The 8,536-nt window shown below is 73.0% G+C and carries 7 protein-coding genes; 2 read left to right on the top strand and 5 right to left on the bottom strand.

The features are described from left to right. The coding region (locus tag KM933_RS37950) for a peptidoglycan recognition protein family protein (protein ID WP_221361864.1) at window positions 1–658 on the top strand (658 nt) is incomplete at its 5' end. A gap of 75 nt (window positions 659–733) precedes the next feature. Here the strand turns inward: KM933_RS37950 and KM933_RS37945 are convergent. Next, a complete protein-coding gene (locus KM933_RS37945; protein ID WP_221361866.1) occupies window positions 734–1,252 on the bottom strand; it encodes a DUF4240 domain-containing protein in 519 nt (172 codons plus the stop codon). A 200-nt stretch (window positions 1,253–1,452) separates the two neighbouring features. Between KM933_RS37945 and KM933_RS37940 the strand changes: the two genes are divergently transcribed. Then, window positions 1,453–2,421 carry an SDR family oxidoreductase gene (locus KM933_RS37940; protein WP_221361862.1) on the top strand — a complete coding sequence of 323 codons (969 nt, stop codon included), beginning with the start codon at window positions 1,453–1,455 and terminating at the stop codon, window positions 2,419–2,421. A 31-nt stretch (window positions 2,422–2,452) separates the two neighbouring features. On the opposite strand, the gene KM933_RS37935 is transcribed toward KM933_RS37940, so the two are convergent. From KM933_RS37935 to sucB, 4 genes are all read right to left on the bottom strand, one after another. Continuing rightward, window positions 2,453–3,457, bottom strand: a complete 1,005-nt coding sequence (locus KM933_RS37935) for a helix-turn-helix transcriptional regulator (protein ID WP_221361853.1) — start codon at window positions 3,455–3,457, stop codon at window positions 2,453–2,455. A 191-nt stretch (window positions 3,458–3,648) separates the two neighbouring features. Then, window positions 3,649–6,363 (bottom strand): pyruvate dehydrogenase (acetyl-transferring), homodimeric type, encoded by a 2,715-nt coding sequence (aceE, locus tag KM933_RS37930; RefSeq protein ID WP_221361835.1) that lies wholly within the window; start codon window positions 6,361–6,363, stop codon window positions 3,649–3,651. A gap of 319 nt (window positions 6,364–6,682) precedes the next feature. Next, on the bottom strand, window positions 6,683–7,327 hold the full coding sequence (locus tag KM933_RS37925; protein ID WP_221361824.1) for a GntR family transcriptional regulator: 645 nt from the start codon (window positions 7,325–7,327) through the stop codon (window positions 6,683–6,685). 172 nt (window positions 7,328–7,499) lie between these two features. Beyond that, a partial coding sequence (sucB, locus tag KM933_RS37920) for a 2-oxoglutarate dehydrogenase, E2 component, dihydrolipoamide succinyltransferase (RefSeq protein WP_221361822.1) occupies window positions 7,500–8,536 on the bottom strand: 1,037 nt, incomplete at its 5' end.

Here is an 8,536-nt window from a genome sequence, read left to right as displayed (position 1 = left end):
GAGCGGCGCCGACCGCCCCGTCGCGGCCCGCGCCGCGGCCGGGCACCGGGCCGCGAAGCCCGCCGTCGTGCCGCGGGAGCGCTGGCTGGAGGAGACCGCCCCCACCCGGGCGCCCGCCCGGTACGCCGACCGCGTGTCCGCCGTCTTCGTGCACCACACCGACTCGCCGAACGGCTACGACTGCGCCGACGCGCCGCGCATCATCCAGTACCTGTACACGGGCCAGGCCGGTGTCCGGCACTGGGACGACATCGGTTACAACTTCCTCGTCGACCGCTGCGGCACCGTCTACGAGGGCCGGGCGGGCGGCGTGGGGCGGCCCGTCGTCGGCGCCCACACCCAGGGCTTCAACGTCGGCACGACGGGTATCGCCGCGCTCGGCACCTTCACCGCGGGAGCGGAGGTCCCCAGGGCGATGACCGACGCCATCGCGGCCGTCGCCGCCTGGAAGCTGGGCCTGTCGGACATCGACCCGCGCGCCCCCGTCCGGCTCCTCTCCACCAACAGCCTGAGCAAGTACCCGGCGGGCACCCACGGCACCTTCGAGGCGGTCTCCGGGCACACGGACGGCTACCGGACCGCGTGCCCGGGCGCCGCGCTGACGGCCCGGCTGCCCGAGATCAGACAGCGCGCGGCCCGCCTCCAGGGCCGGTACTGAAGAGGCGGCCGGGAGGCGGTCCCGTGCGGCCGGGAGGCGGGCTCGTGCGGTCGGGAGGCGGGCTCGTGCGGTCGGTCAGTCGGCGAACCGGTCCCACAGCCGCGGGAACCGCTCCGCCAGCAGCGACCGGTCCTCCAGGTCGAGCGGGGTGCCCAGGGGCTCGGACGGCGCCGGCGGGATCCCCAGGTCGGGGGTGACCGTCCCGGTGAGCTGCTCGTACGCCTCGTCCGCCGCGTACCCCAGCTCCTCGGCGTCCCCGTCGATCTCGTCGTCGAAGTCCCCGAGGAGGTCCGCCAGCGCGTCCGGATCGTGCACGGCGCCCTCGTACGTCTCCCGGCCCTGGCCGATCAGCCAGCAGCGGAAGTAGTCGAAGGTGTCGTCACCGGCCCCGTCGAGGAGGATCCGGGCGGCGCCCCACAGGTCCCAGGTGCAGGCGCGGTTGTAGCGGGCCTCGAAGTGACGGGCGAAGTCGAGGACCATCTCGGGGTCCAGCCGCAGGAGCCGTTCGACGAGCAGGTCGGCCTGCTCCTCGGGGTCGCCCTCGGCTGCCTCGCGGGTCGCGTCCACCAGCTCCCAGAACTCCGTCTCGTCCATCACGGGACAAGCATCGGGCCTCCGCCCGGCCCGCGCACCCGGGCACGGACGGATCGTTATGCGCGCACCCGCCCGGGGAAGGGCGGCGGAAAGACCGCGGAAGGCCGGTGGGAGGCCGGTGGGAGGCCGGTGGGGAGGACCGCGGGAAGTCTTTCGGAAGCCGGACAGAAGGTGTCGCCTTTCGGCGGGACGCTCGTCCCATGGAGAGAGCACAGGAAGCAGCACAGGGGACCCCCGGACGGCTCGACGGGAGGATCGCCCTGGTCGCGGGCGCCACCCGCGGCGCCGGACGGGCCATGGCGGTCGAACTGGGACGCGCGGGGGCCACCGTGTACGTGACGGGGCGCACGACCCGCGGGCACGTCAGCGAGGTCGGCCGGTCCACCGAGACGATCGAGGAGACGGCCGAACTGGTCGACGCGGCCGCCGGCGCCGCAGGGCGGGGGATCGCCGTACCGACGGACCACCTCGAACCGGAGCAGGTGCGCGCGCTCGTCGGGCGCGTCGACCGGGAGCGGGGCCGCCTCGACATCCTCGTCAACGACCTCTGGGGCGGCGACGTCCACCTGGACATGGGGGCGTCGGAGCAGCCCCGCATGTGGGAGATGGACCTGGACAAGGGGTTGCGGGTGCTGCGTCTCGGCGTCGAGTCGCACCTCGTCACCAGCCACTGCGCGCTGCCGCTCCTCGTCCGCAACCCCGGCGGGCTGCTGGTCGAGGTCACCGACGGCACCGCGGAGTACAACCGGCGCTACCGCACGCCGCTGTACTACGACCTCGCCAAGACGGCCCCGATCCGGCTGGCGTACGGCCTCGGGGAGGAGCTGAAGGAGTACGGCTGCACGGCGGTCTGCGTCACGCCGGGCTGGCTGCGCTCCGAGGCCATGCTCGACACGGCCTTCGGGGTCACCGAGGAGAACTGGCGGGACGCCTGCGCGCAGGACCCGCACTTCGCGATCTCCGAGTCGCCCGTGTACATCGGGCGGGCCCTGGTCGCCCTCGCCGCCGATCCCGCGGTGGCCCGCTGGAACGGGCGGTCGCTGTCCAGCGGCGGCCTGGCGCGGGAGTACGGCTTCACGGACGCCGACGGTTCGGCGCCCGACGCGTGGCGCTACCTGACGGAGCTGGAGTCGCGGGACGGGCCGGTGGACGTGACGGGCTACCGGTAGGGAGCCGGCCGCCCCGCCCGCCCCGCCCTCCTCAGCCCGGGTCGCCGTAGTACGCGGCGGTCCGGGCCGCGGCGTCGGAGAAACGTTTCCTTAGTTCGGCCGGCTCCAGGATCTCCGCCTCGGGGCCCAGGGAGAGGAACTGGGTGTACGCGACGTCGTACGACTCGACCGGCAGCGTGAGCGTGACACGGCCCTCCTCGTCGGCCGGGTCCGCCCCGGTCAGGGCCTCCTGCGCCGAGACCGGGTCGACGGTGTGCTTCAGCAGCCGCGCGCCCTCCCCGGTGAGCCGCACCACGACGGTCGCCCGCAGGAGCGAGCGCGCGAACTGCTCGGCCTGCTCCGCCCAGAAGGCCGGCAGGTCGAACGACTCGTTGCGGGCGAAGCGCTCGGCGGCCGCCTCGGCCGCGGTGAACCGGTCGATGCGGTAGACACGGAAGGGGCCGTCCGCGTCGGCGACGCCCGCTTCGGCGACGCGGGCGCACACGTACCAGATGCCCGCCTTGAGGACGAGGCCGTACGGCTCCAGCTCGCGCACGAGCTCGGCGGCGGTCCCCTCGCGCCGGTAGCGCGCGGTGATCCGGCGGTCGTCCCAGACCGCCTCCGCGATCGCCGGCAGCAGCGCGGGGGTCCCCGGCTCGGCGAACCAGGCGGGGGCGTCCAGGTGGAAGCGCTGGGCCGCGGTGCGGGAGGCGTCCTTGAGCGAGGGCAGGAGCGCGGCGGACACCTTCAGCCGGGCGGCGGAGGCGGCGTCCTCCAGGCCCATCTCGCGCAGGGCGCCCGGCACGCCGGACAGGAACAGGGCCTCGGCCTCGCTGCGGGCGAGTCCCGTCAGCCGGGTCCGGTAGCCGCCGATCAGCCGGTAGCCGCCGGTCCGGCCGCGGTCCGCGTACACGGGGACGCCCGCCTCCGACAGCGCCTGCGCGTCCCGCGTGATCGTCCGCTCGGACACCTCCAGCTCGCGCGCGAGCTCGGCGGCGGTCATGGAGGGCCGGGTCTGCAGGAGCAGCACCATCTTGATGAGGCGGGCAGCACGCATGCCCCCCATGATGCCGGTGGCTCCGCCGGATGGGCGGGGTGGGGGCCGTTCGCGCGGTTCCCCGCGCCCCTGAAGACGGAAAGCCGGGGCGCGGCCCCGCTTTTCGGGGGCGCGGGGAACTACGCGACCAGCCACTGCCCCGCCCGCAGGCTGCGCACCGGCCTCGGGGGGCCGGGGCGCAGCCCCGGAAACTACAGGCCGTACCTCTCCCGGGCTTCCTTCACGGCGGACGCCGGCACCTCGCCCCGCCGCGCCAGCCGCGCGAGCGCCGCGACGACGATCGACTGCGCGTCCACACCGAAGTGGCGCCGCGCCGCCTCCCGCGTGTCGGACAGCCCGAACCCGTCCGCGCCGAGCGACGAGTAGTCCTGCTCGACCCACTGCGCGATCTGGTCGGGCACCTGCCGCATGTAGTCGGACACCGCGAGCACCGGTCCCTCGGCGCCCTGCAGCGCCTGCCGCACGTAGGGCACCCGCTCCTCGCCCCGCAGCAGCGCCGCGTCGGCCTCCAGCGCGTCGCGCCGCAGCTCGGTCCAGGACGTGGCGGACCAGACGTCCGCGGCCACGCCCCACTCCGCCGCGAGCAGCCTCTGCGCCTCCAGGGCCCAGTGGATCGCCGTGCCGGAGCCCAGCAGCTGGATCCGCGGCGCGTTGGCGGCGCCCACCTCGACACCGGCCGACTCCGCCGTGTTGAAGCGGTACAGGCCCTTGACGATGCCCTCGTCGATACCGAGCCCCGACGGCTTCGCGGGCTGCGGGAGCGGCTCGTTGTAGACGGTGAGGTAGTAGAAGACGTTCGGGTCCTCGCCCGGCGCCGGCTCGCCGTACATCCGGCGCAGGCCGTCCTTGACGATCGTGGCGACCTCGTACGCGAACGCCGGGTCGTACGACAGGGCGGCCGGGTTCGTCGCCGCGATGACCGGCGAGTGGCCGTCCGCGTGCTGGAGGCCCTCGCCCGTCAGCGTCGTGCGGCCCGCCGTGGCGCCGACCAGGAAGCCGCGGCCGAGCTGGTCGGCGAGCTGCCACATCTGGTCGGCCGTGCGCTGCCAGCCGAACATCGAGTAGAAGATGTAGAACGGGATCATCGCTTCGCCGTGCGTGCTGTACGCGGTGGACGCGGCGATGAAGTCCGCCATGGAGCCGGCCTCGGTGATCCCCTCGTTGAGGATCTGGCCGTTCTTCGCCTCCTTGTAGTACATCAGCTGGTCGCGGTCGACCGGCTCGTACGTCTGGCCCTTGGGCGAGTAGATCCCGAGGGACGGGAAGAGGCTCTCCATGCCGAAGGTGCGCGCCTCGTCGGGGACGATCGGCACCCAGCGCTTCCCGGACGTCTTGTCGCGGACCAGGTCCTTGACCAGGCGTACGAAGGCCATGGTGGTGGCGACCTTCTGCGTGCCGGAGCCCTTGTCGAAGGCCGCGAACGACTTGTCGGCCGGAGCCGGCAGCGGCGCGAGCGCGTGCGTACGGCGGGCGGGGGCCGGACCGCCGAGGGCCGCGCGGCGCTCCTGGAGGTAGCGGACCTCGGGGGAGCCGGCGCCCGGGTGGCCGTAGGGGACCACGCCGTCGACGAACCGGCTGTCGGAGATCGGCAGCTCCAGCAGGTCGCGCATCTGCTTGAACTCGTCCGTGGACAGCTTCTTCATCTGGTGGTTGGCGTTCTTCGACGCGAAGCCCGCACCGAGGGTGTGGCCCTTGACCGTCTGCGCCAGGATGACCGTCGGAGCGCCCTTGTGCTCGACGGCGGCCTTGTACGCGGCGTACACCTTGCGCGCCTCGTGGCCACCGCGGGAGAGGTGGAAGCACTCCAGGATCTTGTCGTCGCTCAGCAGCTTCGCCAGCTCGACGAGGGCCGGGTCGGCGCCGAAGAAGTCCTGGCGGATGTAGGCGGCGTCGCGGGTCTGGTACGTCTGCACCTGCGCGTCCGGGACCTCGCGCAGGCGGCGGACGAGCGCGCCGGTGGTGTCGAGCCGGAACAGCTCGTCCCAGGCGTTGCCCCACAGCGACTTGATCACGTTCCAGCCGGCGCCGCGGAACTGCGCCTCCAGCTCCTGCACGATCTTGAAGTTCGCGCGGACCGGGCCGTCGAGGCGCTGGAGGTTGCAGTTGATGACGAAGGTCAGGTTGTCGAGGCCCTCGCGGGAGGCCAGTGAGAGGGCCGCCGTCGACTCGGGCTCGTCCATCTCGCCGTCGCCGAGGAACGCCCACACGTGGGACGCCGAGACGTCCTTGATGCCGCGGTTGGTGAGGTAGCGGTTGAAGCGCGCCTGGTAGATCGCGGAGAGCGGGCCGAGGCCCATCGACACCGTCGGGAACTCCCACAGCCAGGGCAGCCGGCGCGGGTGCGGGTACGACGGCAGGCCGTTGCCGCCCGCCTCCTGGCGGAAGTTGTCGAGGTGGGTCTCGTTCAGGCGGCCGTCGAGGAAGGCGCGGGCGTAGATGCCGGGGGAGGCGTGGCCCTGGATGTAGAGCTGGTCGCCGGACCCGGGGGAGTCCTGGGACTCCTTGCCCCTGAAGAAGTGGTTGAAGCCCGTCTCGTAGAGCCAGGCCGCGGAGGCGAAGGTGGCGATGTGGCCGCCGACGCCGTGTTTCGCGCCCCGGGTCACCATCGCGGCCGCGTTCCAGCGGTTCCACGCGGTGATCCGGCGCTCCATCTCCTCGTCGCCGTCCACGGTGGGCTCGGCGGCGGTCGGGATGGTGTTGACGTAGTCGGTCTCAAGCAGCTTGGGCAGCGCGAGTCCGTTGCCCTCGGCGCGCTCCAGGGTGCGGCGCATCAGGTACGCGGCACGGTGCGGCCCGGCCGCCCGGGTGACGGCGTCGAGGGAGGCCCGCCACTCGGCGGTCTCCTCGGGGTCGCGGTCCGGGAGCTGGTCGAGCTGGCTCGGCTGGATTGCGGTGGGGTCGGTCATTGCGCCGCCTTCCGGATGCGGAGGGGGTTCCCTCGTCGGCAAGGGGTTCTACGGAGGTGCCCTTGGTCTTTGGCAGGACAGGGCGGCGGGCCCCGATGGGAGCCCGCCGACGACTGTAACTCCCTGATCGATGATCGATCAAAGGATTGAAAGGTAAAACCTCTTGATCACGAGAAAGTAGGCACGGCGTGCCTGTGCGGCAGGCACGGGGTGCCTTGTTTTCGCAGGTGAGGGACGCTTTCGGGATACTTCTGAGCGGGGTGGCGCTCCGTTGCTCGCGGCGATCCGTCCGCAGGCCGGCGTTCTGCCGCGGGTGCGCTCACGGCCGGTCGGGTTCGCTGCCCGTCCTCGGCGCGCATCCGAGCACATGGGCCTTCACCAGCTCGGCGATGAGCGGGTCCCGGCGCCGGAACGCCTCCACCAGCGCCTCGTGCTCCTCCGCGTACGACTGCTGGACCGTGCCCAGCCAGCGGATCGACAGGGCCGTGAAGACCTCGATGCCCAGGCCCTCCCAGGTGTGCAGCAGCACGGAGTTGCCCGCGGCCCGCACGAGCTCGCGGTGGAAGGCCACGGTGTGCCGGACCTGGCCGGTGCCGTCGGCCGCGCGGTCGGCCTCGTACAGGGCCAGGACGTGCGGCTCCAGGGCCGAGCAGTCGGCCGCGAGCCGCTCCGCCGCCAGCTCGGCCGCGATGGCCTCCAGGCCGGCCCGCACGGGGTAGCTCTCCTCCAGGTCGGCCGCGGTCAGGTTGCGTACGCGGACGCCCTTGTTCGGGGCCGACTCGATCAGCCGCAGGGACTCCAGCTCCCGCAGGGCCTCCCGTACGGGGGTCTGGCTGACCTCCAGCTCGGTGGCGATGCGCCGCTCCACGATCCGCTCGCCCGGTTTCCAGCGCCCGCTGACGATCCCCTCCACGATGTGCTCGCGGATCTGCTCGCGGAGCGAGTGGACGACGGGGGCGGTCATGAGGGCTCCTTCGTTTTGACTTTTAGACAATAAGCCCGCGGGGTCCCTCCGGGGGCTGGCGGGACGCGTCCCGGGGAAGGGGCTGATCCCGGAACGGCGGCCGGGGACGACGCAGAGGTGCCCCCGCCCGGCGGACCGGGCGGGGGCACCTCTGCGTGCGGCGAGGCGGAGCCTACAGGCCGAGCTCGACCTCGAACTCGCCCGCCTCCAGGATCGCCTTGACCGCCGTCAGGTAGCGGGCGGCGTCGGCGCCGTCCACCAGACGGTGGTCGTAGGAGAGCGTCAGGTACGTCATGTCGCGGACGCCGATGACCGTGCCCTCGGCCGTCTCGATGACGGCCGGGCGCTTGACCGTGGCGCCGATGCCCAGGATCGCGACCTGGTTCGGCGGCACGATGATCGTGTCGAAGAGCGCGCCGCGCGAACCGGTGTTGCTGATCGTGAAGGTCGCGCCGGACAGCTCGTCCGGGGTGATCTTGTTCGCCCGGACCTTGCCCGCCAGCTCGGCGGTGGCCTTGGCGATACCGGCGATGTTGAGGTCGCCCGCGTGCTTGATGACCGGGGTCATCAGGCCCTTCTCGGAGTCCACCGCGATACCGATGTTCTCGGAGTCGAAGTAGGTGATCGTGTTCTCGTCGACGTTGATCCGGGCGTTGACGACCGGGTGGGCCTTCAGCGCCTGGGCCGCCGCCTTCACGAAGAACGGCATCGGGGAGAGCTTGACGCCCTCCCGGGCCGCGAAGGCGTCCTTCGCCTGCGCGCGGAGCTTCATCAGGCGGGTGATGTCGACCTCGACGACCGAGGACAGCTGGGCCTGCTCGTGCAGGGCCTTCACCATGTTGTCGCCGATGACCTTGCGGATGCGCGGCATCTTGACGGTCTGGCCGCGCAGCGGGGACGCCTCCAGGGCCGGCGCCTTCTTCGCGGCGGCCGGTGCTGCCGCGGCCGGAGCCGGGGCGGCGGCGGCCTTCGCGGCCTCGGCGGCGGCGATGACGTCCTGCTTGCGGATGCGGCCGCCGACGCCGGTGCCCTTGACGGTGGACAGGTCGACGCCGTTCTCGGCGGCGAGCTTGCGCACCAGCGGGGTCACGTACGCGCCGTCGTCACCGGAGGTCGCGGCGGGCGCCGGGGCGGCCGGTGCGGACGGTGCGGCGGGGGCGGGCGCCGGTGCCGGGGCGGCCGGAGCCGGCTCGGGTGCCGGGGTCCGCT

Source organism: Streptomyces beigongshangae (assembly GCF_019710745.1).
Lineage (GTDB): Bacteria > Actinomycetota > Actinomycetes > Streptomycetales > Streptomycetaceae > Streptomyces > Streptomyces beigongshangae.
The sequence above is the reverse complement of the archived record's forward strand: the minus strand, read 5'-3'. Positions and strand labels throughout refer to the sequence as shown.

What these genes read in the sequence shown, in the direction of transcription:
- KM933_RS37945 (WP_221361866.1), bottom strand. Translation starts at nt 1,252, where the DNA reads ATGGACGAGACGGAGTTCTGGGAGCTGGTGGACGCGACCCGCGAGGCA.
- KM933_RS37940 (WP_221361862.1), top strand. Translation starts at nt 1,453, where the DNA reads ATGGAGAGAGCACAGGAAGCAGCACAGGGGACCCCCGGACGGCTCGAC.
- KM933_RS37935 (WP_221361853.1), bottom strand. Translation starts at nt 3,457, where the DNA reads ATGCGTGCTGCCCGCCTCATCAAGATGGTGCTGCTCCTGCAGACCCGG.
- aceE (WP_221361835.1), bottom strand. Translation starts at nt 6,363, where the DNA reads ATGACCGACCCCACCGCAATCCAGCCGAGCCAGCTCGACCAGCTCCCG.
- KM933_RS37925 (WP_221361824.1), bottom strand. Translation starts at nt 7,327, where the DNA reads ATGACCGCCCCCGTCGTCCACTCGCTCCGCGAGCAGATCCGCGAGCAC.